This window comes from Paenibacillus foliorum, assembly GCF_013141765.1.
Lineage (GTDB): Bacteria > Bacillota > Bacilli > Paenibacillales > NBRC-103111 > Paenibacillus_S > Paenibacillus_S foliorum.
Genome location: NZ_WHOD01000055.1, coordinates 309,939 through 335,602 on the forward strand (window position 1 = coordinate 309,939; position 25,664 = coordinate 335,602).

The following is a 25,664-nucleotide window of genomic DNA, read 5'->3' on the forward strand; positions in this document are numbered from 1 at the left end:
CATCGATACCCTGATTTTTAAGCCAGGTTAACGGCACAGCTTCAAATGGGCCGTACGGCGGTATCCAAACATTTGACAATCCTTAAAGAGGCGGGATTGGTCCTTGACCGAATAGTCGGCAGAGAAACGCGATTTAGGCTAAACGCTTCTCCACTCAGAGAAATTAAAGATGTTGTGGCTTTCTACAGCAAGTTCTGGAGTTCGAGTTGTTGCGTTTGAACCAACTATTAGAGGAGGAAGAAGAATGAGTTTAACATTATCCTTGGATTTTCAGTACACGGCATCGATCGAGAAGCTTTGGTCCGCCTTAACCGATTCAAGGAAGCTTGCCAAGTGGGTGGTCAACATCAACACCGGTCAGGCGATGGACAATGATTTTAAGCCCGTCGTAGGACACCATTTTCAGTTTCGCACTCAGCCGACCGAGTGGTGGGATGGAATTGTTGACGGCGAAGTGCTAATCGTGGACGCACCTAACCGGTTGTCCTATACTTGGGCCAGCGGAGGGGAGAAGCACATGGTCACCTGGATGCTGCAGGATTTAGGGGATGGAAAGGTTAACCTTCATCTCGATCAAACGGGATTCTCAAATGCTCAAGGAGTCGAAGGCGCTAAGTATGGCTGGGGTAAATGGTGTGGCGAGCTTGAAAAGGTGTTGGATCAATAACCGCATTCGGTACTAAAACATCTTTTTCCTTAATGCTAAATTATGGTTACGATAATTGAACCCTGCTTGACCCGAAGTAGACATAAACCGGCTGCATGTAGTTTGCAGCCGGTTTATGTCTACTTCGGACAATCTGACAAGTTCTTGTCGTTTCGGGTCAAGGTCGCACTAATGCGTATGGATGAAGCTAGTATGTGATCGCCCTATTGTCTAAGCCTAACACAAGCCGAAAAGGTGGATAATGTGAAAAGGTATTCTTTCGAATATTCGAGAAAAGCTATCGCATCACCTCCCTGGTTAGAACAATAACAGGTGCAAGTTCGGGCTGCCTGACTTTCTATGCACGATGAATGGTACAATGTGAATATAAGTAGAAATTAACACATAGGAAGGATGTTAAGCATGAGCGAATCGAATCAGGAGTATATCGTAATCTCTGGTGCGAGGGAAAATAATCTCAAGAACGTATCATTGCGCATTCCCAAGCGGAAGATTACGATCTTCACCGGGGTATCCGGATCCGGTAAGTCATCGATCGTCTTCGATACGATTGCTGCAGAATCCACGCGATTGCTGAATGAGAACTTCAGCTTGTTCGTGCGCAATTTCCTGCCCCGCTATCCGCAGCCGGATACGGACGTGATCGAGAACCTGAGCATGGCTGTTATTGTGGATCAGAAGCGGCTGGGCGGCGGTTCCCATTCCACGATGGGCACTATTACCGATATCTCTCCCATTCTCCGTCTTCTCTTCTCCCGAGTGGGTCAGCCCTATGTTGGACAAGCGTACATGTTCTCGTTTAACGATCCACAAGGTATGTGTCCCGAGTGCAACGGGATCGGTCGCAGGCTTTGCGTCGACATGAGCAAGGCGCTGGACAAGTCAAGATCGTTGAATGAAGGGGCAATCATGCTTCCGGACTATACGGTGAACAGCATGGATTGGTCGATGATCGTGCAGACGGGGTTCTTCGCTCCCGACAAGAAGCTGAGCGATTATTCGGATGAGGAGCTGGAGCAACTGCTGTACGGCAAGGCGAGGAAAGTGGAGATGCAGTTCGCTGGGAAGGCAGTGAATATTACAGTGGAAGGCATCATCGAGAAGTTCACCAACAAGTACATCAAGCGGGATGTGAAGACGATGTCTGAGCGCACACAACGAGCTGTTGCGCCGTACATCTCCGAGGGGCCCTGCTCCAGCTGCCGCGGGGCGAGGCTCAGTCAGGCCGCGCTCAACTGCAGGATCAATGGACTCAACATTGCTGAAATGTCCTCCATGGAGGTCGGACAGCTCATCCGCGTCATTCGGGAGATTGACGATCCTGTCGCCGCGCCAGTCGTCAAGTCGCTCACGGAGCGGCTGCAGCATCTGGTAGATATCGGACTTGACTATTTGACGCTGGATCGTGAGACTGATACCTTGTCCGGCGGTGAGTCGCAGCGCGTCAAGATGGTGAAGCACCTGAGCGGCAGTCTGGTGGATGTCACTTACATCTTCGATGAGCCTAGCGTTGGCTTGCACCCCCGAGATGTACACCGGTTAAATGGATTGCTTCAAAAGCTGCGCGACAAGGGCAATACCGTGATTGTCGTCGAGCATGATCCCGATGTAATCAAGTTGGCGGATCATATCGTCGACGTCGGGCCTCACGCCGGCAGCCGTGGGGGTACCATCGTGTATGAAGGAAGCTTCCAAGGCCTGCTGGAGGCAGGTACACTGACAGGGACCCATATGAAGCGGCCGCTACAGCTGAAGCATGATTGTAGGCAGCCATCCGGCAAGCTGTCCATCAAGGCTGCCACACTTCACAACCTGCGGAACTTTAGTGTAGATATTCCAACCGGAGTGCTGACGGTAGTTACGGGTGTCGCTGGCTCGGGCAAGAGTACGCTGATTAACGAAGTATTCCTCAGTCAGCATCCGGATGCGATCGTCATCGACCAATCGGCGGTAGGAGTGTCAACACGCTCGAATCCCGCGACCTACACGGGCATTATGGATGATGTGCGCAAGGCGTTTGCTTCCGCGAACAAGGTCAACCAAGGCTTGTTCAGCTTCAACTCCAAGGGGGCTTGCGAGAACTGTCAAGGGCTGGGTGTTGTGTATACAGACCTTGCATTCCTCGATAGTGTGAAGCTGCCATGCGAAGTATGCGGAGGAAGACGTTTCAAGGCAGAGGTGCTCGCTTACAAGCTGAACGGCAAGTCAATTGCAGAAGTGCTGGAGATGACTGTGGAGCAGGCATTGGATTTTTTTCAGCTAAAAGAGGTTGTGCGCAAGCTCCAGGCGATGAGTGATGTGGGGCTGAACTATATTACACTCGGCCAGCCGCTCAGCACGCTCTCGGGCGGGGAATGCCAGCGCATCAAGCTGGCAAGCGAGCTGCATAAGAAGGGCAGCATCTACGTGATGGACGAGCCGACGACCGGCCTACATATGTCAGATATCGGTCACCTTCTGGGGATCATGAACCGCCTCGTTGATGCCGGCAATACGGTGATCGTCATCGAGCACAACCTCGATGTGATCAGCCAAGCGGATTGGATCATCGATATGGGACCGGACGGAGGCAGCAAAGGCGGCCAGTTAGTGTTCGAGGGCACACCTCCGCAGATCATCCATGCGGAGCAGTCGATCACGGGAAGATACTTGATGTAATTCATTAAATCCACCTTAGTAATGTAGGATTCGTAATCTCTTAGCATGACAAGGAGAACATATTATATAGGTTAAACTTACGTACGCTCAACCAGGGCAGCCAGTAGAATCGGCTGCCTTTCGCTTAAGTAAAGGGCAGTTATGTGCAATTCTATGGACTTTATTGGGGGCTGCATGGGGGCTTTACGGCTTAATATAACCCAAGGATGCGTGGAAACGAAGCCGTGGTCTAGATCACCTTCGTACTGTGTTTTACAGTAGGAGAGTGGCAGCTTTTAGAGTGCAAAAAATTATCGTATATAGTGTCTGACACCAAATGCTATAAATGAGTGTCGGGTGACAAGTCAAGTAAAGCCAGAAAAGTGACAGAAAGAATTGGAGAGATTGAGAATGATCATTCTTGACTGTCAGTTGATCGAAAAATTGAAGAGGGGTGTTCCTTGATGACAAATAGTAGAATGAATCCTAAGGTTGATGAATATTTAAGTAAAGCCAAAAAGTGGAAGGCCGAATATGAGAAGTTGAGACAGATTGTTCTTGACTGTGAGCTGACCGAAGAATTTAAGTGGATGCATCCTTGTTACACGTTTGAGAAAAAAAACATAGTTTTAATACATGGATTTAAAGATTATTGTGCGCTTCTGTTTCACAAAGGTGCCTTGTTACAGGATGCCCATGGGATTCTAATCCAACAAACGGAGAATGTACAGGCGGCGCGCCAGATTCGGTTCACCGATGTTCAAGAAATAGTTGAGATGGTAACCATCTTGAAAGCCTATATTTTTGAAGCCATTGAAGTTGAAAAAGCCGGTTTGGAAGTGAATTTTAAAAAGAATACAGAATTCATAATTCCTGAAGAATTACAAAATAAATTTGATGAAATCCCTGCCTTAAAAACTGCTTTTGAAGCATTGACGCCGGGAAGGCAAAGAGCCTACATTCTTTATTTTTCTGAACCCAAACAATCCAAAACTCGAGAGTCAAGGGTTGAAAAATGTATGCAGCAAATTCTCAATGGAAAGGGATTAAATGATTAGTATATTCGATGAGAAAATAAATTAATCGAACTTTTAGATATTACCTCACTTTCGCAGGTAACACTCAATCAAATAATTTCAAATGGAAAAGTAGAAAAGGACATGACGATATTAAATTTAAACATGGCAGAAGGACAAAGATGTTTCAAAGTACTGAACACCATTTTAAATTTTGTCCAGAATGTTATTGTTTATATATTGGTAAAACAATCGTTGCGATTGTTCCATTTCCAATTTCAGATTCGTGCTCTATCCGGCCATTTAGGCGTTCAATCAACTGTTTGCAAATAGATAAGCCTATGCCCGTCCCGGTTTCCTTAGTCGTAAAGAATGGATCATAGATTCGATCCAGTGTTTCCTGAGACATGCCGGTCCCATTATCAGCGATTTTAATGAAAATGTTATTAGCAACTATCGTAGCCAAAATTTGTATCACACCATTCGTTTTTGAAATGGAATCGATAGCGTTTTTCAAGATATTCAAGAACACTTGCTCAAGTTGAGAAGCATCGCCATAGGTGAAAAGTTCTTGATCAGAAATATTTGTTGAAAGATCAATCTCATCGCTTAATACTATCTGATCTACTATGCCGATAACTCTTTGTAAAACCCTTTTAACATCAACAACTGTCTCGTCATGATTTGCATTATCGCTTTTTCGTGCCAACAGCAGGAAGTCCGTAACTAACCTATTAAGGGAATCTATTTCATTAATACTTAAATCAAGATAATGAGTCAATTCGTCCACCTTGATTACCGGTTGCAGAAGTCTGTGCTTTGCTAGTTGAGCGAAACCTTTGATTGACGCTAGTGGATTCCGTATCTCATGAGCCATACCTGCTGCCATTTGTCCCATTACTGATACTTTTTGCGTATGTAAATGATCAATCTGTTGTTCTTTACTAGCCAGATAGCCTTGAGCAAAGCCGGTAAAACGATTCCAATTACATTCCATTAAGCGGTTGATAAAAAACACACGGTTGCTAGAATCATCCACATACTCTTCGATAATGTCAATCATGATGCCTTGAGAAGTTAAATTTAAGTTTTTGCTTATTTCCAAAACGATCTGATCGTGCTCACCTAAAGTGTTAGCTGTAAACTTTCCTTGCTCATAACCTTGTGCTTGCGATGAAACCAGATAGTCACTATATTTAGGAGGAGTCATAAATAAAGCATCGATCATACCCGTCTGAATCTCTGTGATAGTAGCGATTAATAAATCTTGCTGTGTCTGAACAAACATATCTGCTTCATGACTTTGGTTACTGATAGCATCGAAATGCGTATCTAAAATTTTCGGGATTGAATATATTAATACCGAACGAAGGCTATCATGATTGCGCTGCATAATCATCCAACTTTCTGAGTTGATTTTCACTATTTCTCTATAAATTTATGTATTCCTGCTATATACAAATTATTAACGCTCTCGGGTGCGGTTATTATAGTTCGGCAGTTTTACCAGAGATATTAGGATAGGTCAATAAGCAACACCACGAGGCTGCCACGGGCTCGACGATGTGGCAGCCTCGTTACGTTACCCGGAAGTAACGAAGAAACATAATGTTGAGATACACCGTCTACTATAGTGGAGGTGTGCGATGACCGAGAACGGAAAAAAGCGATATACAAGCGGTTGAATCCCACTAAATTTATGCGAAAGGAGATGTGTGAATAAATTGAGAAAAATGTTTCGATTTGTCGTACCTGCTTTAATCGCGGCACTCATTCTGCCTAATACGATTTTTGCCGCGGGTGAATATCGTCACGATCATCCGACGCAATTGATTCTTACGGAAACTACACCGCTTTATGATAAAAATGATCCTTCCACTCTCACTTCGTCCACAATGGCTCCACAAACAGTTAATGTTACTGATGCTTGGATTTACACACCAAATTGGTATGAGATTGATACGTGGCTAGGGAAAAAGTGGATAAATGCTCCAGCTGCGATTCCACACGAGCCCAATTATGTTAAAACGAAGTTTCAGCTTTACGATACCTTTTATCTGTTCGATGGTCCCTTTTCTAATAAATGGACAGAGGCTTCCATTAGCCCACAAGTTGTTGAAACCTTGGATCGAGCAAATGACTATTATAAGATCAGCACGTGGCTAGGCGACAAATGGATCAAATCGCCGCCACTTGAAAATCGCTATGCAATGACGGATATAACGCACATTGAAAAAGTAAACCAAAAAATTGATCTATTATGGACTACCGATATGCGTCAAACACCATCACATGGTTCCAAAGTTTTAGGTGCACTTTCGCCGCAGACACTTCAAGCTTTCGAGAAAATCGATAACTGGTTCCATATTAAAAGCAGTTGGGTTGGAGATGCTTGGGTTAAAGTTGATGATTCCAATCCAACTTCTTGATCCGGCATGCCAGTAATCAAGGTGGGAAGTGTTGTTAACCTAACGAAAGAAACAGTTGCTCCCTGTTTCCATTGAAGTAACAGGCAGTTATGTGCGAATCACGTTTCTTAATAAATTGTGTAAAAATGGATGGAACCCCCTCAAGGCAGGGTATTTATGAAACAAAGATTAGGGGAATCACAATGACAACAGCAGAAGTAGTGCGACAATTTTTTGAAAAGGTTCGTTCCGGCATAGAGCCAGACGCTGCACACAATTTGATGGCGAAGCGTGTGCTTGCGCATCAGATAACTGCGGAAAATGAGGTAACCGTAGAACGGTTTCCCGACAACTACGCGGATCATGTCCGTGAAATGATTGAAGCCTACGGAACGTTTAGTCTAAATATTGAAGAGTTTCTAGTCCAAGATGATAGAGTATATGTACGTTGGAAACAAGTTGGCGTTCATATCGGAGAGGTTGACGGTTTCTCACCAACCAGTAAACCAATTGTAGAGATCGCGAGCGCCGTCTACCGCGTTGAAAATGACAAAATCGTAGAATATTGGATTCAAATTGACCGCGAAGGAATCCGTGTTCAGTTGGAACGTAATGCAGAGGATCGTTAATAAGTGCTTATGGGAAACTTAAACTCATCAACCTAACGGAACACTATAGTTGAGGATCTGCAGCAGTGCAGTTCCTCTTTTCTGTATTGATGTAACTGGCAGTCTAATTTAGTTACAAATAAAGGAGAAAGCTAATCTTAAGAGAAATGGTAATTGGAATAGGGGCGATTAATATTCAAACTATTGAAGGAGATGTGAGTTTATTGGACAGCACATCGTTATTGATTGGCTTTCTTTCGAAGAAATATAAGTCAGAAAAGAAACAGACACTGCAAGTAATTGAACAATTATCAGATGAAGATATTGTATGGGCTCCAACACCTGAGAGCAACAGCATTGCCAATTTAGTGGTACACATTTGGGGAACTGTTCATCAACGAATTGAAACCGCATTCTTTAATGTTCCAGATACTAGAGATAGAGATAAGGAATTTGATCGTGGTCTCCAACTATCGAAAGAGCAAGCTTTGGATCTTATTACCAAGTCTTTTGACCGTATCATTGAGGTTCTGGAAAAGGTGAAAGCCAATCCTGAAATGTTTCTTGAACAACCTTATTTGAATTTGACACCTATGACGAATAGAGGAGTTAACAACCAAGCTACTGTCCTTGAAATGATTCTACATCAATTTAGACATTTGCCTGGTCACACGGGACAAATCACATACATCGCCAAAATGAGGAAGGGGTATTTACAGTGATAATTTACTTATAAGTGATTTACTGGGTAACTCTGTGGTACATTTATGTACTTTCTAAAAATCATTAACGGGACACGATGGCTAAATAGCTACAAGACGAGGTTAGCGCGGAAAGAATCGGCAGTTTCATTTCGCTAAAGGGTGGAATATAATTTACATAAAAAGGATTTCGAAAAGATATCTTGTATTAATAAACAAATTGAATGATTATGGGAGTGAGAAGGTGAATATACGTTTAGCCTGTCTTGATGACATACCACAATTAATCAACATGCGTTGGCAATTTACTTTAGAACATGAGGATGTGCAACCTCATGTGTATAAGGAATTTTTAGTAGTATATGGAGAGTTTCTAAAATCAGCTTTAAATGACCACCGGTGGATTATTTGGCTATCTGAAAGAGATGGTAAAATACTGTCTCATGTTTTTATTCAACAAGTTGATGTAGTTCCAAGACCCGGTAAAAAAATGTCTCCTTTAGGATATGTTACAAACGTGTATACCCTACCAGAGCATCGAAATAAAGGAATTTGTGGAGAGATTCTTGAAACAGCAAAATTGAATGCAAAAGATGAAAATCTAGAGCTACTTATTGTTTGGCCAAGTAATAAAAGCGTTAACTTTTATCAAAGACATGGCTTCTTCCAAAATACTGAAAATATGATAGCGGTTTTAAATGACTATTAAACATATATAATCTCCAAGCTAACGGAGAGAGCTCAATAAAATACTATGAGGCTGCCGTGGAAATGATCGGCAGCCTCACTACGCTAAAGGGCTTATTTACTTCTATATCTGTAAAATATTATTGGAAGTTGTGATAGACTTTTTTCTTTTGGCTGTAGATGTTTCTGTGATTCTCTTTAGATTATAAATTTGTCGGTGAATCCATTGATCGTCATCAATGTTTGTGTGGTATGCACGAAGTGGAACTTTGTTCCCATTACATTTTATTCTCCTTACAATACCAGTCCAAGTCCTTAAATTAATAACACGTCTTTGACTTGCTCTTGGAACTCCTTGGTAGCCACAAGCTATTCCATCCCTAGAGGATGAGCAGGGCACTCTAAGTATAGGAGGGCAATTTCTAATTCCTTCGATACCATTGTTTTGAAACCATTCGGTAATACGGGTTCCTCTTGGTACATCAACAGGTCTACGAAGGGTATTAGTTGGCCCAAATACTGGATCTATAAGTGCGATGTAATTCGGAACTTTCGTTGTTACTCTTGACAATCTACAAGCAGCCCATCCTCCAAAGGAATGTCCGATAATAGCTAAGTACTTAGGATTCTGACTTCTTCTATAAATCTTACTCTGTATTGCACTTATTAAAGGTACACTTGTAAGATCACTATCGTTATTTTCATTCCAACTTATTTGAAAAATATTATTAGGATTTATAGTAAAACTAGAATTCAGCCTACTGCGTAAAGTATCGCTCAAGTTTGACATGCCATTATTAGTACCACTCTTAAAACCACTAATACAAACGATGACAGCATCAACATATGGTCGTTTCCGCTTTGCAATTAATGGATACAACACTCATCCTCCTAACTTATTAGTAAGTTGCTGTATCATATGGAGTGAACAAAAAAATGGGTATAGTTATTAGCGGATATTTTAGGATAAACTCGACCGAGAATCTAACCAAACAAACAAGTAGACCAGATAACAACAGAACAGTAAGAGGACAAGAACGTATATCTCATTAAATTAATCTGTGTAAGTTGATTGCAGGTTTAGAGCCAGTAATATAGGTGGAAATCATATTCCATTAACGCAAGCGAAAGAAAATTATAGACAGTTTGGTGTATGCAAAAAAAGAATTCATTCATATGGTTAGACGATCTATAGATGTTGAACTGCCTAAAAACAACTTGCCATAAAGATAATATGTAGGTTGTTAAGTTAACGGGACACGCAAGTTCAATACAAGAGATTAAAACCTCTCATTAGAAGAAAACCTAGATTTAATAGGACTAATGAGAGGTTTTATTATGAATATAAGTCAATTGCGAAAACTGTATGAAGCCGATAAGCGCATCGAGGAGACCCTAAAATAGGCAGGGAACTGAGTTTAATAATATGTAGGGAGAAACTGGACAATTGAATTGGTAGAATCTCTGGGATGGGAGAAAATCTTCTTGATGATATTCCTGTGGGTTTTCGAATAATATTAGGTGGAATATCGGGCACATCTTGGTTGGATGGGATCATGCTATTTTTACCAATCTTCAGAAGAGCAGGAAATGTAAAGCACGCCCACGTAAAATAGAGAATCTGGCCAGCGATACATGTTCTTGTCATCCAACATCATATGTCGATTGACAAGAACATATTTCGTTAGCCGATTCAGGACAAGAACATGTATCACTTTCCGCAATTGAGACTAGTTATTAAAGGAAAACCTTTGTCGGAGTTTATATTTTGTTAATAGTTTATTTATAGAGAATCAATAAGCTTGAATTAAAATAAAAGATAAGACGTTTCCTCAATATATGATACAGGAGAGAAGATCTTTGAAATGAAACTTATCAATAAATCAACTTTTCCAAGTGTTGAACCATTTAAATAAATAATAGATCCTTTAAAAAAGGAGGAGATTATGGATACAGCTCAACGTGTAGCAATTTTAAAGAATTATGAAACAGAATGCTATAGCCTTTGTATGTATATCCTTCGATGTGAATCAATGGCACTTCAAGCTTCCAAAGAAGTACTATATTATCTTTTTAAGTGTCAAACCTTTTTCACTCAAACAGATGATGATCGGAATTATTCTCTAAGAAAAGAATCAACAAGAATTGCTTTAAACATCTATAAGCAATCCTTAAACTAGTGTGATAAGTTTTAATATTTTCCTAATTTTATTCCTGAAAGTAATTACGTGTAGCTCTCGATTTAGCTGGAGGGATTTGAAACGAAATGATGGGCGTGAAGGTTACGACGGACAACGATAGCTCAAACAAATAAGGAGTAGACCTGCCGAGGTATCTGCTTCTTTTTTTATAAAGGGAAGCTATCTTCAAGAAGGCTTCTTGAATTTAATGTAGAAATAATTTAATGGGACATTATCACTCAATAAACAACCAGTACTAGGCTGCCGGCTCAAGCGGCAGTCTTTGCTCACCTAGCGGGCAGATTGGTCGAAATAATTGTCTTAAAATCGTCACCAAATTCCATTAAATTCCATGAGATAATTAAGCTAGAAAGCACTTACATAATCCTAGAAGGGGTGGGAAAATTGGCTCATAATCTCGCGGCTGGAATCGTGGTTTTAAAAGACGATACTGTTTTATTAGTAAAAGATAAATCTGGCTGGAGTTTGCCGAAAGGTTCGACCGAAATCGGTGAAACTTTCTTACAAGCTGCAGAACGAGAATCATATGAGGAAACGGGGATTAAAATAGCTGCCGGAGATGTTGCTTTTGTTTCGGAGTATTCTTCTGAAAAATATGGACAGTATCTCCAAGTTTATTATGCAGGCAGCTTCCCTTCAGAACAAAACGAAATTGAAGAACCTGACGAAGATATAATTGAGATGCAGTTTGTGAATATAAGGGATTTGCGCAATTATATAAATTTTCGCCCGTGGGTAATACCCTTGGAATTTTGGATTCAAAATAGGGAATTGAGATACCATTCATTCGATTTAGATGTGGAAGGGTTTTACATTTCTTAAATTATTAGTCACAGGCTCATTGAAGTAACGAGACACGATTATTCAAGAGCGAGGGAAATTTTCTAGAACACTTCGTTGAGGATGGGGATAATGGCAAATACATGTTTAGTTTGTGACTACGATGATTTGTACGAACCACCCTTCGATGAACGAGGAGTTGCTTCTGACGAAATATGTCCATGCTGCGGATTTCACTTCGGCTATGATGATGACGCTAAAGGTAAGACTGTTTATGTTGAATGGAGAGATAGATGGATAAATGGAGGCTATATGTGCTATAACACCAATCAATAAACCCCAAACTAACTTTGGAAGGACAAGTATATATGGATAGTCAGAAACTCATCGCTCAGTTCCGAAATCTTACACGCAATACGAAATGGGAGCGAAAAGAAAGAATCGATCTACAATTTAACAACTACCACTCACAAGGAATGGTTCGAATTGGAGACCTCTTTTATTTATCCTCGGTAGAACTTATCGAAATGCCAATTAAATATGACCAGCCCAAGCTCGGTTATGACCGCACTTCTGGAAAGGGAATCGGTCACCTATTTGTCTTTGATCAACAGGGGAAGCTTATGAACGATTTGACTTTGGGCGAAGGGAATATCTATCACCCAGGCGGTATTGATTTTGATGGAAATAATATTTGGGTACCTGTCGCCGAATATAGACCCAATAGTGAATCTATTGTTTACAAAGTAGATCCAAAGACTATGAAAGCAGAAGAATCGTTCCGAGTCCATGATCATATCGGAGGATTGGTCCGTGAAGGTCAAAATGGAAAGCTAATAGGTTATAGCTGGGGTTCACGTAAGTTTTATGAATGGAACCAAATCGGGCAGAAGCTGCTTGTGAAAGAAAACTCGAGTCACTATGTGGATTATCAAGATGGTCATTATGTAGGCGATGGAAAAATGATTTTGAGCGGTATCTCTGAGCTGTCCAATCCTTCAAGTCACAATTCCAAGCCGTACGAGCTAGGTGGATTAGCCCTGATAGACATGAAAACGTTGGATATGATTCATGCAACACCCATCACTGAGTTTTCTCCACAAGGACACGTGATTACCCGTAATCCGGTGTTTATTGAGAACGCCGGTCAAGAGCTGCGGCTATATGCTGTACCGGATGACGATTACGGGTCTATGCTGGTATATGAAACAAGCAATTTGAATAATAAGCTATAATCTTGCAGTAGGATATCTCATAGACTCATTTCTGATTTAGAGGGGTCGTTTTAAGTGTGGGATATCCTAATGAGACATTTGATTTTGTTAAATCACTGATGTTCTTCCCCATAAAAGCCGACCAGCAACCCAGTTATTATGACAATAATCATCAAAATAGATTACTTTTTTTAATTTGTAATCTTCAAATCGTCCTTCTGTTCAAATTATTTCCCTTGTCTTGAATGGTATCACCACGCGTACGAGGCAGCACTCTTCCAAAAAAGGAAACAGATATGTTCGAAGCATTCATGTGGAGACACGGATGGATCATGATTTCCAATCTAATTTTTGAACCCTTCTTATAAGCGAAAAATTTTGTTACACATCTCCAACCAACGCTCCCGTACTTCAGGCTTCGTATAATCAAGGTAGCAAACGAATGTTTCGAAGTCTTCGGTATTTAAGCTTTGGATGATGGACGCCATGATATGTTCGTCTTCCAGATGAGACAATAAATGAATAAGCTCATTTCTCATTTTCCGATCCCCTTTTATGTAACTGTGATTTAAAAAGGTGTCTTTTCCCTTATTTAACAAAGGGAAAGACACCTTATTTTTTTGAATGATGGGTCGTCTAATACCTTCCTATTTCTTATAAACCAGGACGACTGAGACCTTGGACAACATTGGCTTAACTCCAATATTCTTTGTTTCTAATATTATTTTAAATCCACGGATTTAATGACAATAATAACTTATTTGAAGATAGTGAAGGCGGCCTTCAAAATAAATACAAAGACGGCCTCAGCATTGGAACCGTTGGCCTAATGAATTATCAGGTGGAGAGCTTCAAAGGATTTGTGTCATGAGAGTGCTCAAGCCACAAACCCGATTCATAATCACTGATGAAATTAGTACTATGCTAGATGTCATCACTCAATCACAGATCTGGGATATTGTACTTAATTATGCTAAAAGAGAGCATATGGGTATTCTGGTGATTACTCAGAATGAACATCTAGCCAAAGCCTTTTGGACTAAACGGCTTGGTTATATAGTCATCGGCAGTTGCATCAAAAGCATTTGATTTTATCTATTTCATCTTCTTTGGCTATAAGCATAATCAAAGGAGTTACTCTAATATATCTGACCATTTTGCAAACTTTCAGCCCAGTTAGAGTAGGCATCATCCAATCAAGTACAATAATGTCATAATCTGAATCCAGAGCTTTACGCAAAGCATCCACACCATTGTCGGATTCCTCCACTTCAGCACCATCTTTCTCCAAATACATACGAATTAATCTACGTATACGCTCTTCGTCATCAGCAAGATCAGCAAGAAGAACTCTAGAGTTATTTGACATTTGTATCACCTCACCTGAGTTTTATTGTAGCTGTGTAGTTGATGAATAGCATGACTACTTATAGCTATTTCAGCAACGGAAAAGTGAACAAAGCATGAAGAGTTTGTGAACAGGAGCTAGCTCATTAGTGCTATAGGAAGAATACTTGTAAATGTGTATGATGAGAGGATAAATCTTAATAAAGCGAGGAGAGAGTAATTGGGGGATGGAAATAAGACTGCTTCTTGATACTTATGGCTTTCGTGCTATGTTTAGTCCGGAGCTGCTGATCATGATGATCATTGCTTGTGTATTTTATTTACGCTATTCGGGTCGCGAGGTTGATAATAAAGGGAAAACTAGTTTTGTCTTCGGTTTGCTCTGTTCCTATGTTGCGCTCGGAGGTCCCTTGAATTTGATGGGGCATTTCTGGTTCAGCATTCACATGCTCCAGCAATCCGTGCTTTATCTAGTGGTTCCTCCACTGCTGTATAGAGGATTATCTCCAAAAGTGTTTTTATGGCTGACTGAAAAAAAGATGTCACGCCAAATCATCCGTATTGCAGCACACCCTGTGCTGGCCTTGTTTGTTTTTAATGGAGCCTTTTCCTTCTATCACATACCAATTATTTTTGATGCGGCTATGTCCAATTATGCGCTCCACAACTCATTGCACATCTTGCTTTTTGCTTCAGCGTTTTGTTTATGGTGGTCTGTATTCTGCCCTTCAGGAAGCGTGAATGCGATGAGTGATTTGAAGAAGATGGCTTATATATTCCTAAACGGATTTATGCTTACACCTGCTTGCGCGCTGATTATTTTTTCGGACAAGCTGCTATATGAGATATACACTGGAGCTACCCATTTGCTTTGTTTGCCTTTCTATTCGCTTACTGTGGATAAACCAGATATCTCCATTTCGTGGCTGACTCCGATTACGGATCAGCAGGCAGGAGGGGTCGTGATGAAGATTGTTCAGGAGATAGCTTACGGTACTATACTTGGATATGTATTCTTTCAATGGTACAAGAAGGAAAAAGAAGAAGCAGAGGACCCTGAGGACCCTCTGCTTGTATAAGTAGAGCTGCTTTGTTATTTAGGCAATGTTCTGCTACTTGACTGATCCGGCAATTTGCCGGATTTTTTGTATTATATCCTCATTGTTCATACCTTCGCCCATAGCAAACACTTTTCGAATTTTTCCTGCTCCATCGACGAGAAACAAAGAGGTCACGGTATGGACAAATGAGCCATCCGGCATCTTCTGTACCATGACTCCAAAGCTTTTGGCAACCTCTCCGGTTTCTGCCTCAGTTCCGGTCAACAGCTTCCATCCATCATAGTCCATCCCCATACGATCCCCATACTTCTTGAATACTTCAGGTGTATCCTTGAGCGGATCAAAGGTAATCGATAAAAATTGTACCTTGTTTCCCCAAATCCCTTCCATTTTAAGCTCATTCTGCAGCTTCACCATATTGTAGGTGGTCATGGGACAAACGTCCGGGCAGCTGGTAAATAAAAACTCGATCAGTCGTACTTTTCCAGCAGAGTCGCTTAATTGGACCTTTTCTCCTTCAAGACTGTTTAAGGTAAATGTAGGAGCCTGCTTGATCACGGGCAGCGCGGGACTATCTTGATTAAGCCATGAGATGACACTACCTATAAACAGAGCAAAGAGCAGTGTAACCAGCAATTTAAATCCATTCTTTCGTAAAAATGCATTCATCTTTATCTCCTTAATCGATGTATTCATCGGGCTGTTGTAGAATTGGCATCATTATAGCACAGTCCATGGGGAAGCCCCATAACTCGATAGGGCTAGATTCTCATTGCAACCGTACAAGTATGTCCAGAAACTCCTTTTTATTGTCATAACTAGCCTGACTTTGACACTTTTGGGCCGAAACCTTATCCTTTTGGAGCGCCTTTCTTATCGAGACCTGTGGATTCCTTCGACTTTGTTCCGAACCTTCACTGCCATAACACTTGGAGTCGTGTTAAAAACGGACTTCGAACACTACAAGAACGTTTTAAGTTTAATGAGTTGGATCAGGCATGAGGTAAGAGAGCTTTACTTGGCTCCATATGTTAAGGAATCTCCGAGAAATAAACAGAATTAATCAAGCTTGTTTGTAGATTACAAGGAACAGGCCGCAAAGCTGATAAAGCTTTACGGCCTGTTTACTTCATGTTATTTTTTCTCTGCCAACCAACGAGCCAAATTCGCTATTTCTTCATCTTTAATCGTTCCTTTAAAAGAAGGCATTCCACCTTTACCACTTTGAATGAGCTTGTAGATCTGTTGATCCGACAGCTTGCCGCCGACTTTCTGCAGGTTAGGTCCCATCTTTCCCTCCAAATCGGTTCCATGACAAGCGATGCAGGATTGCTTGTAAATGGCCTCTGCTGCCTGGACATTTAACGGAGCATCCGGCATAGCGGGTGCCGTGGCTGCCTGTTTTATTTCTCCTTGATGGTTGTTCACTTGAATGAACAGAACACTTATCCCAACCACACAGGCAATGCCGCATAGCAAAGCCATTGTCCATTTGAGCATAGGTAGTCTCCCTTCTGTTTTTTCTCGAGTATACTAGCATTTTGATTGAATGCTTGTATATAGCACTTTTGAGTCAGGTTGGTATGCAATCAGGCCTTTTCGTTACAGTCAAGTGAAGAACCCGATATCAGATAGCTCTTACGAGTCATAGGTTTTTATTGAAAATTATGGTTAGATAAAAAGCAGACCAAGAAAGGAGTATTGCAATGCTATACAAAAACATCAAAAGTCTTATTCTTATCATACCTACCTTGACTATCGGTTTATGGGAGTATGTGCGTCATACGTTTCTGTTGCCCTACATTTCTATGGAGCTTGGGAACTGGCTAGCTCCGCTGCTTGTATTCGTAGTAACCATTACTTTATTGCGTAAGCTGTTCTGGATGCTGGAGGCTCTTCAAGAAATGCTGCAGCAGGAAAGAAGCGATAAAGCTGCTCTTATGGAACGCGAGAAGATATCCAGGGAGCTTCATGATGGCATTGCACAATCTTTATTTCTGCTTTCCGTTAAAGTAGACCAAATGGAGCAGGGAAGTGAGAAACGTAAAGAGCCATTAAACAACTTCCGAAAAACCGTCCATCAAGTTAATGAATATGTGCGACATGCCATTGCCAGCTTGCGTTATCCACCTGTGACCAAATCCAAGCCATGGGGAGAGTCCATTCACAATCTGGTCCTTGATTTCAAGAAAGATACTGGTATTGCAGCTGAATTGAACTGGCAGCTTCGTGAAGAACGGCTTTCATTAAAAGAAAAAGTGGAGCTGTACGCAACCTTACGGGAAGCTCTCATCAATGTGTACAAGCATGCAAATGCACGCCATGCATGGGTAATCGGGGAAGAAGAAGCTTACGGCTGGAGATGCAAGGTTACCGATGACGGAACCGGCTTTCAGGAAGACAGTATGATGAATGCTAAGGGGTTTGGTATTACTATTATGAAGGAGAGAGCACAGGAAATGGGCTGGTTCTTAGCTTTTAATCAAGAGGGTAGTGGGACAACGGTTGAGGTTGGAAGGAGGGGCTAGCTATGCTTCAACCCATACGATTGATGCTGGTCGATGATCACGCACTTGCACGTCAAGCCATGCGGGAAATAATTCAGATGGATCCCGAATTCGATATTGTGTGTGAGGCCACGAATGGTCGGGATGCTATTGCGTTGGCTGAACAGTGGATGCCCGATCTAATATTAATGGATATTAATATGCCGCAGCTGGATGGTTTAGAGGCTACCAAAATTATAAAAGAGCGGTTTCCTTATGTGAAAATTGTAATGGTGACCGTATCTGATGATATAACACACCTTTTTGAAGCCTTGAAGAAGGGGGCACAGGGGTATTTATTGAAAAATTTAAATCCTGTATCCTGGCATGAATATCTTCGTGCGGTAGCTATCGATGAAGCTCCTATGTCACGGGAGATCGCCGTGCGTCTGCTTCAGGAGTTTTCTTCTATCAAGACAAGCGTTCCCGAACATTCACCGCTTACAGCACGTGAGAAGCAAATATTGGAATGCGTGGCCCAAGGAAAAAGCAACCGGGAAATCTCAGAATCACTTACTATATCAGAGCATACGGTTAAAAATCATTTAAAAAATATTTTACATAAGCTTCACTTGGACAATCGGGTGCAGCTCATGCGATACGCGTATGAGAAGGGCTGGTTCAGGGGACGTACCTAAACTAAAGGAGGAACTATCTTATGGTTAAACAATGGATGCGGGTGTTAGCAGGTTGTATCGTAATTGCCGGAATGACGGCATGTGGCAGCACTCACGGAAGTGTGAATGAGAGCACTCAGAACAATAAACAGGCAGCTGCTAATACGCTAAGCGGTGCAACAGACGCAGAAACCCTATACAAAAGCAGCTGTATTGCCTGTCACGGAGCAAACCTGGAGGGGAAAGCCGGACCCAGCCTGCAGAAGATAGGATCCAAGCTTGGCAAAGAGCAAATTGTGACCAAAATTCAAAATGGTGGTGGAGGTATGCCAAGCTACGATGGCAAATTGAAGGATAAGGAGATACAATTGCTATCGGAGTGGTTGTCAGCAAAGAAATAAACACTTAGTAGACAGATATTGATGTCAATTAACCTTCACAAATGGTGTGAAAATAGCTCTTTATAGTCATTTTAAGTAAATAATGGTTTTTATATAATTTCGTGTAAGGTAGATCTGTTCATCAAACTGGAGGTTATTCTTAATTTTAATGGAGGAATCTGACCTTTCGATCAAAGAAGGCTCAACCTATGTGAATGCTTCATTCATTCGTGAGCATGTTGATGCATCTTTACTGGTGAGGGTACAGTATTACTTCGCAGTACAATTGAAGGTTTGGGAGCTACGGTTGAATTTTTGCCTGCAGTTGGAGATTCGCGTGGTGCTGTACTTGTCTACACCAAGTAAAAATACAACAAGAACAGCAAAGGAGCCTCCCGATTGGCAGTTTTGTTGGTTTATGGAAGGGAGATGCCGTTTAATATGCTGAGATGGCTAAGATTGACCCTTTTCTTGTTAGTCTTGCTGTTCAGTCTGCCTTTTCTTGGGCATGCTCATGCTAATCTGGAACGTTCAAATAGCTTGTCGAACGCAACTCTTACCGAGGAAAGTGTCAAGCCGAAGCTGAATGAGGCAAAAATTAAGGTAGAAGCTTCTCAATCGCCCCCTCCTTTATTCGGAGGTGCTGCTGCTGTAACTACCGATCCAAAGGAGCAAACAACAAGGACCTTTTCCAATGAAAGGGACCCCATATTGGCTGCCCCTGGCATGGAAACGAAGGATAACCAGGAACCTCTTCAACAGCAAGTAAATCCGAGAAGCGGCCTTAGCATGCAAGAGGCTGAATACGTAAAGCCTGGAAAGATCGAAGAGGCGCTTGTTCAACCGAATTCCAACGTGCAGCAGGTTCAACCTGTTGAGGGTACTACAAGCAATATAGTTTCAAGCAAGTCCGAGACGGGAAATGCTGTTCCTTCAGCTGAAGTTAACCTGCAAGCGCAGCTGCAAGAATTGCAAGATCATATGGATCATAGCGCTCACCATTATGCTGGTGATTCGCGTAATTCTGTCAACTATTTGCTTCGCATTATAGAAATATTGGCTGCAGCGAGTATTGCGGGCTTCCTCTTTTTCCGGCATGTTATTTGGGTCGATCATGTTAAGGCTGTACCGCTCTTATTTTCACGGCAGTGCGAATGCTGGCTCTACCTTGCAGCTTTTATGATTTACATAGTGACCGGTGCGGCTCATATTGGCTTGTTATCGGATCAGCTTAGCGGTATAGGAAGCCGCAATGCAGCCGAGCTATCCATAACTATTGCAGGCTCCACGATTGTAGGGAATATTGCCTGGCTTCGACCTCTATTGATAGGTATGCTCATCATTCTTGCCTCTTTTCCAGAGACTCACAAGAAACCGACGATTACTGCGAAATGGATAATCACTATAGGATTAATCGTCTCTTTTCCACTTACTGGCCATGCCTTGGCTGATTCATCTGCAGTTGTTACAGCGGTTTCTTTGCATCTTATTCATTTGCTGGGTTCAGCTCTATGGTTTGGTGGTTTGATTGGAATCTATTCAGAAACTTGGAGACCCGAGTATTCCATTCGCTATGGAGGAGAACTGAACAGGCTGATCCGGCGTTTTTCAACCGTTATGCTTCCAGTTATTTTAATTGTGCTGATTAGCGGAACTGTGCTTTCTATCATGATGATATCCTCCTGGGAGGAACTTTATCAAATCGATTACGGCCGTTTCCTACTAGCCAAAACAACGTTGCTGATGCTTATTATTGGGATCGGGGCCTTTCATCGAAAAATATTGATTCCGCGTATGAAAGCCTACATCGAGCATCATCAAGAGAACGCTATGAAAAGCATGAGCCGGTTTGTGTTCTTCATTCAGATAGAGATTGCAGCCTCGCTTATACTATTCGTACTTGCAGGCTTGCTGTCAACAACGCCTCCACCTGACAAGAAGGCGATCAATCCGCCTATATACTGGCATGTTATGGGGGACAAAGCTCATATGTCCATGCGTGTGTCTACGGATAAGCACCCCACTGCAGCCTTTAAGCTCGACATTTGGCTCCCTACAGGAATAGGAGCCCCTAGTCAGGTGAATGTATTTTTGTTGAGCAAGGAAGACAAACAACGGAGGTTAGAAGTACCTTTTCAATTTGTTGCAGGAGGGCCTGATCCCTACGGTTATGAAGGGTTTGATAAATATATCTATGAAGCCAAACTGACTATGGATACCGAGCTGAAGGATTGGGTGATGGATATATCTATTACAGATACAACCGGTGAAGTTCATATCTATAACAAATCATTAACAGTTCAATGACCTGAAAATCAGGCGAATTCAGATGCCTAAGGGATGGATAAAATATGCTGGATTATTTAAAACGAATGTCATGGATCATACCTGTGCTCTTCTTGCTTTCAGCATGCTCAGCTGGCACACAAGGAGAAGACCCGGCAGCTATTCAAGTCGAGCTGGTATCGGAGCCAGTATCCGCAGCTGTTATGCAAAAGATTACCTTAACAGCACAGGTCACAGGGCTGGTTAAGAAGGAGGGAACTACGGTTCAATTTGACATCCGTTCCCCAGAGAAGGACGCGCGCCCCCGGTATGTGGAAACCAAAGAGATAGGCAAAGACAGCTACACAGCCGAACAAAGCTTCGATAAGCCCGGTACTTATACCATTTATATTCATATATACCGGGAGGATCTGCATGTGACCAAGAAGAAGCAGCTCGTAGTTTCATGATCAAGCCATTAAACAAGAGAGTAGCCATTCATCTTTGCCTTTTAATGAGTCTTTGGGGATGGGGGGTTGCTCTAAACTCCGCCTTTGCAGCAGAGCCGCCCTCACCAGTCAGCTTGCAGCAGCTGATCGATGCCACTCCTGCTGGGGGAATACTGAAGCTGCCGACAGTTACCTATCAGGAAGCTGTCATAGTAAAGAAACCCATTTCAATCATCTCAGAATCGAATGCAACGATTGTGAATAAAATTGAAGATCGTCCAGCTATTCGTATCGAAGCCGACAACGTTCTGTTAAAGGGAATTTCAGTCGTTCAGGAAGGCCGAGGAGAGACAAGCGCTGTATTGTTGAAAAGCAGCCATAATATTATAGATTCTTTAGACATTCGAACTCAATCGTTCGGAATACAGATTCAAGACGGAAGCTATAATGAAATCAAAAATACTTCAATTCGGCGGAACGCTCAAGAATCTGGCTCTTATAAGCTGACGCAAAAGCGTAATGGCATAGATTTGTTTAATGCTCATGACAATGTCATTATTGGCAACACGATATCCTCCATGTTTGACGGCATTTACTTGGAAAGCAGCCATAGGAATCGCCTGGAGAATAACAGGATCGATCATTCCAGATATGGCGTTCATTGCATGTATACAGAGGGTACTTTGGTCAAGGGAAATACCGGCATGTTCAATATTACAGGTGCAATGGTTATGGGGGTTAAGGGGGCAGAGGTAAGCGGAAATACGTTTATCAAGCAGTATGAGAGCGTCAACTCGCAAGGACTGCTGTTTTTCGATGTACAAGGCTCACGAATAAGAAATAATAAGGTGGAGGGAAACAGAGTCGGATTATATATTGAGCAGTCTCATGACAATGAATTTGAGAATAACGAGGTGAGCTATAACTTTGTTGGAGTCCAGTTTATTGAGTCCGAGTCCAACCGGTTTACGTTGAACGATTTCATCGGGAATGTGATTGAAGCCCAGGCGACAGACAGTCAGAACAATAGCTTTTCGGGGAACTTCTGGGATGCTTTTCGCGGAATTGACACCAATGGAGATAAGATTAGTGAGCTTCCATATCGAATCAACCCCTTTTTTCAACGCTTGACATCGAAGAATGTAGCTTATCAGCTATTTTTTCAATCTCCGGGCATGCAATTTCTTGAAAGTATGTCAGTAGTGAAGCAGTCCGATTGGTCAATCGATCGTGCTCCTCTTATGAAGCCAGTGCAGCTTATAAGAACTAATACGGATGCTCATAGCTCTAGTACTCAATTATTGGTATCCACGCTGTTATTATTGCTTTCAGTAATTACTATATATTTCTTGGGGGTTAAACGAAGATGAAACGATTATTTGTACTATCAGCTTTTCTATGTATGATTATCTTTCTTACTGCTTGCGCCAAAACCGAATACAAAGCTCTGCCTATCAATGAAGATGTAGATATTTGTGTCATCTGCAACATGCAGGTTAAAGACGATGCATTTGCTGTTCAGCTTACGACTAAGGAAGGTAAAAACTATAAGTTTGATGATTTGGGCTGCATGAATGAATGGAAGCAAAAAAATGGCGTGGACAGTATTGGGGGGCAATTTGTCAGAGATTATAATACAAAGGAATGGATCAAATTCGAGGAGGCCAGCTATGTATTTCATCCATCGTTTAAATCTCCAATGGCCTATGGCATCTATTCCTTTAAGAGCAAGAAGGAGGCTGAAGCGTTCATCGACAGCCAAAAGAAAGGCAAGCTGATGGCTGCGGCTGATTTAAGCACACACACATGGGAACGAAGCAGTGGTTCCAAGCATATGGAGGGGGATCATAAAATGGAAGGCAACGCAGGCAAAGATCAGGGAACCGGGAATGAGAATAAAGGAATGCACGGTAAATGAATGCTCTCCACATAGCACTTAGGGAAATTAAAATCGGCTTTCGAAATCCATGGTCTTATTCCTTTATAGCTTTGTTTACTGTGTTCAGCTTATCGCTTCTGATAATTAATGCTCAGTATTTCTCCCAAGGCTATTCCAGCACAACGGCTTCAATGCTCAATTTAACCTTGTATTTGCTGCCTTTAATGACACTTCTGCTTGGGGCATTTTCTCTAACGGCAGAAAAAGAGGAGGGCAGCTGGCAGCTCCTGTCCACCTATCCCATTTCAACCTTATCATTTATAGCAGGCAAATATATGGGGCTTAGTACGGTTCTTTTGACAATCGTAGCATTTGGCTATGGAATTACAGGTGTTGCCGGATACTTTACAGGCAAAGGACTCGCAGCTGAGTCCTTTGGATTGTTCTTTTCCTTCTCTGCCGGCTTGGTGCTTTTGTTCCTGGCTATTGCCATTATTCTTGGTACTCTGTCACGTAACCGTTGGCAGGCGCTTACCTTTGCCGTCACAGTTTGGTTTTTCGCTATAATCGGTTGGCCAACGCTGCTCATCTCTCTCTTAGGCGTACTACCCTATGTTTGGATTAAACCGATGTTAACCACACTTACGCTACTGAATCCGGCAGAGCTTGTAAGATTATTCGTTGTTGTGAAGCTGGGTGGTGGCTCGGTGCTAGGACCGGAGTATTATCAATGGGTACATTGGATGAACCAGCCTTCTGGAGGCATTGTGTTCACTCTGCTTAGTCTTGCATGGATATTGATCTCGATTGGTTTTGCCAATCTAATCTGGGAACGGGGGAGGTCGCGTGGATAGAATAGTACTTGAGCTTAACCATATCCAGAAGGAGCTAGGCGGCCAACTAATCATACATGATGCAAGCTTAAAGCTGGCTCAAGGGGAAGTTATTGCTTTATGCGGAGGTAACGGCGCTGGCAAAAGCACGTTGTTGAGAATGATCGCAGGCATTCTTCAGCCCACAGCAGGTGAGATTCGGATTAAAGGAAAAACGTGGAAGAAAGACCGCAAGGAATATGCTCATCAAATAGGCTATATGCCGGACGATTATTTATTTGGACAAGGCTTATCCGCTGAGGAGACTTTAGCTTTTTGGGCTTCATTGCGGAAAGTTTCATCTGACCGTGTGAGCGAGGTACTGGAGTTGGTTGGTCTTATTCAGGTACGGAAACGAAAGGTAAGCTCCTTTTCCAAAGGAATGCGGCAGCGTTTATTATTCGCGCAAGCCCTTCTAGCCAAGCCGTCCTTGCTCATTATGGATGAGCCGACTAACGGTCTTGATCCTTATTGGATGGGATCATTTGTCGAGCTCATCCGGTATGTCAAAAATGAAGGGCATGCTATTATCTTCTCAACTCATCAGCTTCAAATTGCAGAAGCGATTTCCGATTATGTACTATTTCTGAAGGAGGGTAGGATCGCTGAGGAGGGAACAACGGCTTCGTTTATTGAGCGTTATGGCCCCTATGGTTTATCTGCTGCCTTTGATAAGCTGTTTGCTTTCCCTGATCTGCCATTGTTAACAAAGGAGATAAGACAACCATGAAGGACTGGCGTAGATTGACTTCCTTATCAGTTGTCATTCTTATTGCAACAGCTTTGTTATACACCTTGCTTCATTCGCAATCAATTCAGACTGGATATCTCAAGATCGGTGACAAAGGCCCTGATTTCACCTCTACCACGATGGATGGAACCAGTATCAAACTGTCTGATTACAGAGGGAAAGGAGTACTGCTGAACTTCTGGGCTTCCTGGTGTGAGCCTTGTGTTGATGAAATGCCGCGTATAAATAAAGCCTACCATTTGAATACTTCCGGTGTAGAAATAATTGCAGTTAACGTAGGGGATTCCAGGGCAACTGCGAGGGATTTTATTACCTCGCAGGGGATTAATTTCCCTATTTGGTTAGATCCGAGCGGGGAGGCTGCTGACAGCTATCGGGTAACAGGCCTCCCCTCAACATTCCTCATCGATAAGAATGGAAGGCTTGTCAAGGCTGTGGCAGGTGAGTTTCCTGATGAGCTATCCGTGATCCAGCTTTTGAAATCAGTTCAACACTAGTAAGACGAACCCCACTACACTCAGTCGCTGTGAGTGTAGTGGGGTCTGTTTTTGTTTCCAAGGCAATAGAAAAGTTCAATG

The 25,664-nt window shown here is 42.3% G+C and carries 30 protein-coding genes and 1 pseudogene; 25 read left to right on the plus strand and 6 right to left on the minus strand.

Annotated elements, in window-relative coordinates; all coding sequences use genetic code 11:
• Positions 1-27: 27 nt before the first annotated feature.
• From GC093_RS14640 to GC093_RS14655, 4 genes and pseudogenes are all read left to right on the plus strand, one after another.
• Positions 28-248 (plus strand): annotated as a pseudogene (locus GC093_RS14640) (ArsR/SmtB family transcription factor); the annotation flags it as partial.
• Positions 245-667 carry an SRPBCC family protein gene (locus tag GC093_RS14645; protein WP_171652605.1) on the plus strand — a complete coding sequence of 141 codons (423 nt, stop codon included), beginning with the start codon at positions 245-247 and terminating at the stop codon, positions 665-667. The pseudogene GC093_RS14640 and the gene GC093_RS14645, both read left to right, overlap by 4 nt.
• 402 nt (positions 668-1,069) lie before the next feature.
• Positions 1,070-3,325, plus strand: coding sequence for an ATP-binding cassette domain-containing protein (locus tag GC093_RS14650; RefSeq protein WP_171652606.1), 2,256 nt, complete (start codon positions 1,070-1,072; stop codon positions 3,323-3,325).
• A 443-nt stretch (positions 3,326-3,768) separates the two neighbouring features.
• On the plus strand, positions 3,769-4,362 hold the full coding sequence (locus GC093_RS14655; RefSeq protein ID WP_171652607.1) for a YdeI/OmpD-associated family protein: 594 nt from the start codon (positions 3,769-3,771) through the stop codon (positions 4,360-4,362).
• 184 nt (positions 4,363-4,546) lie between these two features.
• Here the strand turns inward: GC093_RS14655 and GC093_RS36635 are convergent, their stop codons facing one another.
• A complete protein-coding gene (locus GC093_RS36635; RefSeq protein WP_216624632.1) occupies positions 4,547-5,743 on the minus strand; it encodes a sensor histidine kinase in 1,197 nt (398 codons plus the stop codon).
• Between the two features lie 310 nt (positions 5,744-6,053).
• Here GC093_RS36635 and GC093_RS14665 point away from each other — a divergent pair, with 310 nt between their 5' ends.
• From GC093_RS14665 to GC093_RS14680, 4 genes are all read left to right on the plus strand, one after another.
• Entirely contained in the window at positions 6,054-6,749 is a 696-nt protein-coding gene (locus GC093_RS14665; RefSeq protein ID WP_171652609.1) for an SH3 domain-containing protein, read from the plus strand.
• Positions 6,750-6,931: 182 nt separating this feature from the next.
• Positions 6,932-7,357 carry an ester cyclase gene (locus tag GC093_RS14670; RefSeq protein ID WP_171652610.1) on the plus strand — a complete coding sequence of 142 codons (426 nt, stop codon included), beginning with the start codon at positions 6,932-6,934 and terminating at the stop codon, positions 7,355-7,357.
• 146 nt (positions 7,358-7,503) lie between these two features.
• A complete protein-coding gene (locus GC093_RS14675; protein ID WP_171652611.1) occupies positions 7,504-8,058 on the plus strand; it encodes a DinB family protein in 555 nt (184 codons plus the stop codon).
• Positions 8,059-8,281: 223 nt separating this feature from the next.
• Positions 8,282-8,746 carry a GNAT family N-acetyltransferase gene (locus tag GC093_RS14680; RefSeq protein WP_216624633.1) on the plus strand — a complete coding sequence of 155 codons (465 nt, stop codon included), beginning with the start codon at positions 8,282-8,284 and terminating at the stop codon, positions 8,744-8,746.
• 102 nt (positions 8,747-8,848) lie between these two features.
• Here GC093_RS14680 and GC093_RS14685 read toward each other — a convergent pair whose 3' ends face one another.
• Complete coding sequence (locus tag GC093_RS14685) at positions 8,849-9,604, minus strand: hypothetical protein (RefSeq protein ID WP_171652613.1); 756 nt, start codon at positions 9,602-9,604, stop codon at positions 8,849-8,851.
• A 229-nt stretch (positions 9,605-9,833) separates the two neighbouring features.
• Here GC093_RS14685 and GC093_RS36905 point away from each other — a divergent pair, with 229 nt between their 5' ends.
• From GC093_RS36905 to GC093_RS14710, 5 genes are all read left to right on the plus strand, one after another.
• Positions 9,834-9,908 (plus strand): hypothetical protein, encoded by a 75-nt coding sequence (locus GC093_RS36905; RefSeq protein WP_376768653.1) that lies wholly within the window; start codon positions 9,834-9,836, stop codon positions 9,906-9,908.
• Positions 9,909-10,670: 762 nt separating this feature from the next.
• Entirely contained in the window at positions 10,671-10,904 is a 234-nt protein-coding gene (locus GC093_RS14695) for a hypothetical protein (RefSeq protein ID WP_171652614.1), read from the plus strand.
• A 396-nt stretch (positions 10,905-11,300) separates the two neighbouring features.
• The gene (locus GC093_RS14700; RefSeq protein WP_171652615.1) at positions 11,301-11,747 is read left to right on the plus strand and encodes an NUDIX hydrolase; all 447 of its coding nucleotides are present in this window, start codon (positions 11,301-11,303) and stop codon (positions 11,745-11,747) included.
• 112 nt (positions 11,748-11,859) lie between these two features.
• Entirely contained in the window at positions 11,860-12,006 is a 147-nt protein-coding gene (locus GC093_RS14705) for a hypothetical protein (protein WP_171652616.1), read from the plus strand.
• A gap of 67 nt (positions 12,007-12,073) precedes the next feature.
• The gene (locus tag GC093_RS14710; protein ID WP_216624634.1) at positions 12,074-12,940 is read left to right on the plus strand and encodes a DUF6454 family protein; all 867 of its coding nucleotides are present in this window, start codon (positions 12,074-12,076) and stop codon (positions 12,938-12,940) included.
• Positions 12,941-13,281: 341 nt separating this feature from the next.
• On the opposite strand, the gene GC093_RS14715 is transcribed toward GC093_RS14710, so the two are convergent.
• Both GC093_RS14715 and GC093_RS14720 read right to left on the minus strand, forming a co-directional pair.
• Positions 13,282-13,458 (minus strand): hypothetical protein, encoded by a 177-nt coding sequence (locus GC093_RS14715; RefSeq protein WP_171652617.1) that lies wholly within the window; start codon positions 13,456-13,458, stop codon positions 13,282-13,284.
• Between the two features lie 536 nt (positions 13,459-13,994).
• Entirely contained in the window at positions 13,995-14,288 is a 294-nt protein-coding gene (locus GC093_RS14720) for a response regulator (protein ID WP_171652618.1), read from the minus strand.
• Positions 14,289-14,493: 205 nt separating this feature from the next.
• Here GC093_RS14720 and GC093_RS14725 point away from each other — a divergent pair, with 205 nt between their 5' ends.
• Positions 14,494-15,345, plus strand: a complete 852-nt coding sequence (locus tag GC093_RS14725; RefSeq protein WP_171652619.1) for a cytochrome c oxidase assembly protein — start codon at positions 14,494-14,496, stop codon at positions 15,343-15,345.
• Positions 15,346-15,378: 33 nt separating this feature from the next.
• On the opposite strand, the gene GC093_RS14730 is transcribed toward GC093_RS14725, so the two are convergent.
• Together GC093_RS14730 and GC093_RS14735 are read right to left on the minus strand one after the other, a co-directional pair.
• The gene (locus GC093_RS14730; protein WP_171652620.1) at positions 15,379-15,996 is read right to left on the minus strand and encodes an SCO family protein; all 618 of its coding nucleotides are present in this window, start codon (positions 15,994-15,996) and stop codon (positions 15,379-15,381) included.
• A 465-nt stretch (positions 15,997-16,461) separates the two neighbouring features.
• Positions 16,462-16,827: a c-type cytochrome gene (locus tag GC093_RS14735; protein ID WP_171652621.1), complete on the minus strand. Its 366-nt coding sequence runs from the start codon at positions 16,825-16,827 to the stop codon at positions 16,462-16,464.
• Between the two features lie 206 nt (positions 16,828-17,033).
• Between GC093_RS14735 and GC093_RS14740 the strand changes: the two genes are divergently transcribed.
• From GC093_RS14740 to GC093_RS14790, 11 genes are all read left to right on the plus strand, one after another.
• A complete protein-coding gene (locus tag GC093_RS14740) occupies positions 17,034-17,855 on the plus strand; it encodes a sensor histidine kinase (protein WP_171652622.1) in 822 nt (273 codons plus the stop codon).
• A gap of 2 nt (positions 17,856-17,857) precedes the next feature.
• Positions 17,858-18,511 (plus strand): response regulator, encoded by a 654-nt coding sequence (locus tag GC093_RS14745; RefSeq protein WP_171652623.1) that lies wholly within the window; start codon positions 17,858-17,860, stop codon positions 18,509-18,511.
• 20 nt (positions 18,512-18,531) lie between these two features.
• On the plus strand, positions 18,532-18,891 hold the full coding sequence (locus GC093_RS14750; protein ID WP_171652624.1) for a c-type cytochrome: 360 nt from the start codon (positions 18,532-18,534) through the stop codon (positions 18,889-18,891).
• 148 nt (positions 18,892-19,039) lie between these two features.
• Positions 19,040-19,318 (plus strand): hypothetical protein, encoded by a 279-nt coding sequence (locus GC093_RS14755; protein ID WP_171652625.1) that lies wholly within the window; start codon positions 19,040-19,042, stop codon positions 19,316-19,318.
• A complete protein-coding gene (locus GC093_RS14760) occupies positions 19,312-21,177 on the plus strand; it encodes a CopD family protein (RefSeq protein WP_171652626.1) in 1,866 nt (621 codons plus the stop codon). Before GC093_RS14755 ends, GC093_RS14760 begins: the two co-directional genes overlap by 7 nt.
• A gap of 44 nt (positions 21,178-21,221) precedes the next feature.
• Positions 21,222-21,605, plus strand: coding sequence for a FixH family protein (locus GC093_RS14765; RefSeq protein ID WP_171652627.1), 384 nt, complete (start codon positions 21,222-21,224; stop codon positions 21,603-21,605).
• Positions 21,602-22,954 carry a right-handed parallel beta-helix repeat-containing protein gene (locus GC093_RS14770; protein WP_216624635.1) on the plus strand — a complete coding sequence of 451 codons (1,353 nt, stop codon included), beginning with the start codon at positions 21,602-21,604 and terminating at the stop codon, positions 22,952-22,954. Before GC093_RS14765 ends, GC093_RS14770 begins: the two co-directional genes overlap by 4 nt.
• Entirely contained in the window at positions 22,951-23,502 is a 552-nt protein-coding gene (locus GC093_RS14775) for a nitrous oxide reductase accessory protein NosL (protein WP_171652629.1), read from the plus strand. Before GC093_RS14770 ends, GC093_RS14775 begins: the two co-directional genes overlap by 4 nt.
• Positions 23,499-24,317, plus strand: a complete 819-nt coding sequence (locus GC093_RS14780; protein ID WP_171652630.1) for an ABC transporter permease — start codon at positions 23,499-23,501, stop codon at positions 24,315-24,317. The genes GC093_RS14775 and GC093_RS14780 overlap by 4 nt, the downstream gene beginning before the upstream one ends.
• Positions 24,310-25,065: an ABC transporter ATP-binding protein gene (locus GC093_RS14785; RefSeq protein WP_171652631.1), complete on the plus strand. Its 756-nt coding sequence runs from the start codon at positions 24,310-24,312 to the stop codon at positions 25,063-25,065. Before GC093_RS14780 ends, GC093_RS14785 begins: the two co-directional genes overlap by 8 nt.
• Positions 25,062-25,583: a redoxin domain-containing protein gene (locus tag GC093_RS14790; RefSeq protein WP_171652632.1), complete on the plus strand. Its 522-nt coding sequence runs from the start codon at positions 25,062-25,064 to the stop codon at positions 25,581-25,583. Before GC093_RS14785 ends, GC093_RS14790 begins: the two co-directional genes overlap by 4 nt.
• Positions 25,584-25,664 lie beyond the last annotated feature (81 nt).

Coding starts and splice junctions, on each gene's coding strand:
- GC093_RS14740 (WP_171652622.1), top strand. CDS start 17,034: ATGCTATACAAAAACATCAAAAGTCTTATTCTTATCATACCTACCTTG.
- GC093_RS14730 (WP_171652620.1), bottom strand. CDS start 15,996: ATGAATGCATTTTTACGAAAGAATGGATTTAAATTGCTGGTTACACTG.
- GC093_RS14745 (WP_171652623.1), top strand. CDS start 17,858: ATGCTTCAACCCATACGATTGATGCTGGTCGATGATCACGCACTTGCA.
- GC093_RS14695 (WP_171652614.1), top strand. CDS start 10,671: ATGGATACAGCTCAACGTGTAGCAATTTTAAAGAATTATGAAACAGAA.
- GC093_RS14725 (WP_171652619.1), top strand. CDS start 14,494: ATGGAAATAAGACTGCTTCTTGATACTTATGGCTTTCGTGCTATGTTT.
- GC093_RS14790 (WP_171652632.1), top strand. CDS start 25,062: ATGAAGGACTGGCGTAGATTGACTTCCTTATCAGTTGTCATTCTTATT.
- GC093_RS14765 (WP_171652627.1), top strand. CDS start 21,222: ATGCTGGATTATTTAAAACGAATGTCATGGATCATACCTGTGCTCTTC.
- GC093_RS14760 (WP_171652626.1), top strand. CDS start 19,312: ATGCTGAGATGGCTAAGATTGACCCTTTTCTTGTTAGTCTTGCTGTTC.
- GC093_RS14670 (WP_171652610.1), top strand. CDS start 6,932: ATGACAACAGCAGAAGTAGTGCGACAATTTTTTGAAAAGGTTCGTTCC.
- GC093_RS14770 (WP_216624635.1), top strand. CDS start 21,602: ATGATCAAGCCATTAAACAAGAGAGTAGCCATTCATCTTTGCCTTTTA.
- GC093_RS14755 (WP_171652625.1), top strand. CDS start 19,040: ATGGAGGAATCTGACCTTTCGATCAAAGAAGGCTCAACCTATGTGAAT.
- GC093_RS14735 (WP_171652621.1), bottom strand. CDS start 16,827: ATGCTCAAATGGACAATGGCTTTGCTATGCGGCATTGCCTGTGTGGTT.
- GC093_RS14780 (WP_171652630.1), top strand. CDS start 23,499: ATGAATGCTCTCCACATAGCACTTAGGGAAATTAAAATCGGCTTTCGA.
- GC093_RS14715 (WP_171652617.1), bottom strand. CDS start 13,458: ATGAGAAATGAGCTTATTCATTTATTGTCTCATCTGGAAGACGAACAT.
- GC093_RS14775 (WP_171652629.1), top strand. CDS start 22,951: ATGAAACGATTATTTGTACTATCAGCTTTTCTATGTATGATTATCTTT.
- GC093_RS14675 (WP_171652611.1), top strand. CDS start 7,504: ATGGTAATTGGAATAGGGGCGATTAATATTCAAACTATTGAAGGAGAT.
- GC093_RS14710 (WP_216624634.1), top strand. CDS start 12,074: ATGGATAGTCAGAAACTCATCGCTCAGTTCCGAAATCTTACACGCAAT.
- GC093_RS14720 (WP_171652618.1), bottom strand. CDS start 14,288: ATGTCAAATAACTCTAGAGTTCTTCTTGCTGATCTTGCTGATGACGAA.
- GC093_RS14650 (WP_171652606.1), top strand. CDS start 1,070: ATGAGCGAATCGAATCAGGAGTATATCGTAATCTCTGGTGCGAGGGAA.
- GC093_RS14655 (WP_171652607.1), top strand. CDS start 3,769: ATGACAAATAGTAGAATGAATCCTAAGGTTGATGAATATTTAAGTAAA.
- GC093_RS14665 (WP_171652609.1), top strand. CDS start 6,054: ATGTTTCGATTTGTCGTACCTGCTTTAATCGCGGCACTCATTCTGCCT.
- GC093_RS14750 (WP_171652624.1), top strand. CDS start 18,532: ATGGTTAAACAATGGATGCGGGTGTTAGCAGGTTGTATCGTAATTGCC.
- GC093_RS14645 (WP_171652605.1), top strand. CDS start 245: ATGAGTTTAACATTATCCTTGGATTTTCAGTACACGGCATCGATCGAG.